The following is a 1,636-nucleotide window of genomic DNA, read 5'->3' as shown; positions in this document are numbered from 1 at the left end:
TCGCCGACCAGGCCGATATCGGCGACCTGGAAGATCGGCGCATCCTCGTCCTTGTTGATCGCGACGATGATCTTGGAGTCCTTCATCCCCGCCAGATGCTGGATCGCGCCCGAGATGCCGACCGCGACATAGACTTCCGGCGCCACGATCTTGCCGGTCTGGCCGACCTGATAGTCGTTGGGGGCATAGCCCGCATCGACCGCCGCGCGGGACGCACCGACGGCGGCACCCAGCTTGTCGGCGAGCGGGTCAATCAGCGCATGGAACTGCTCCTCCGACCCCAGCGCGCGGCCGCCCGAGACGATGATCTTGGCGCTGGTCAGCTCGGGCCGGGCATTCTCGGCCTTTTCGGCACCGACGAAGCGGGACTTGGCCGCGTCGCCCGTCGCGGCGACCGCCTCGATCTCGCCCGAGCCGCCCTCGGCCGCTGCCTTCTCGAATGCGGTGGTGCGGACGGTCAGGACGAGCTTGGTGTCGCTGGTCTTGACCGTGGCAATCGCGTTGCCCGCATAGATCGGCCGAGTGAAGCTGTCCGGCCCCTCGACCGACAGGATGTCGCTGATCTGCATCACGTCGATCAGCGCGGCGACACGCGGCGCGATGTTCTTGCCCGTCGTGGTCGAGGGCGCGAGGAAGGCGTCGTGATGGCCCATCAGCTGAGCGATCAGCGGCGCGACGTTTTCCGCGAGCGCATTGGCATAGGCCGCGTCGTCGGCGACATGGACCTTGCCCACGCCCGCGATCCTGGCGGCGGCCTGCGCCACGCCGTCGACGCCCTGACCCGCGACGATCAGGTGGACCTCGCCCAGCTTGCCCGCCGCCGTGACGGTCGCCAGCGTGGCATCCTTGACGGCCCCGCCGTCATGCTCGACCCATAGCAGCGTCTTCACTTGGCCACTCCCAGTGCTTTCAGTTTCTCGACCAGTTCGTCGACCGAGCCGACCTTGACGCCCGCTTGGCGCTTGCCGGGCTCGGCGACATGGGTGATCGTCAGCCGGGGCGCGATGTCGACGCCGTAGTCGGCGGCGGTCTTGGTCGCCATCGGCTTGGACTTGGCCTTCATGATGTTGGGCAAGCTGGCATAGCGCGGCTCGTTCAGGCGAAGGTCGGTGGTGACGATGGCGGGCAGCGTCAGCGCCACCGTCTCCAGCCCGCCATCGACCTCGCGGGTGACGTTGGCGGTCTCACCGTCGATCTCGACCTTCGAGGCGAACGTGCCCTGCGCCCAGCCGAGCAGCCCCGCCAGCATCTGGCCGGTCTGGTTGTTGTCGCCGTCGATCGCCTGCTTGCCCAGGATGACGAGGCCGGGCTGCTCCTCTTCGACCACCTTGGCGAGCAGCTTGGCGACGCCCAGCGGCTCGGGCGCCTGGTCGGCGGTGATCAGCACCGCCCGGTCCGCACCCATGGCGAGCGCGGTGCGCAGCGTGTCCGCCGCCTTGGGCTCACCGATCGAGACGACGACGACCTCGGTCGCCGCCCCCTTTTCCTTCAGCCGGATCGCCTCTTCCACCGCGATCTCGTCGAACGGGTTCATCGACATCTTCACGTTCGCCAGATCGACGCCCGTCCCGTCCGCCTTCACGCGCGGCTTTACGTTATAATCCAACACCCGCTTCACGGGCACGACGATCTTCAT

General features: G+C 67.7%; 2 protein-coding genes. Both read right to left on the bottom strand.

What is annotated here, in order from left to right; all coding sequences use genetic code 11:
• A partial coding sequence (locus tag GGQ89_RS19805) for an FAD-binding protein (RefSeq protein ID WP_184107207.1) occupies window positions 1-890 on the bottom strand: 890 nt, incomplete at its 3' end.
• The coding region (locus tag GGQ89_RS19800; RefSeq protein WP_184107205.1) for an electron transfer flavoprotein subunit beta/FixA family protein at window positions 887-1,636 on the bottom strand (750 nt) is incomplete at its 5' end. The genes GGQ89_RS19805 and GGQ89_RS19800, both read right to left, overlap by 4 nt.

This window comes from Sphingomonas yabuuchiae (genome assembly GCF_014199595.1).
Lineage (GTDB): Bacteria > Pseudomonadota > Alphaproteobacteria > Sphingomonadales > Sphingomonadaceae > Sphingomonas > Sphingomonas yabuuchiae.
This window is presented reverse-complemented; position numbering and strand designations above follow the sequence as displayed.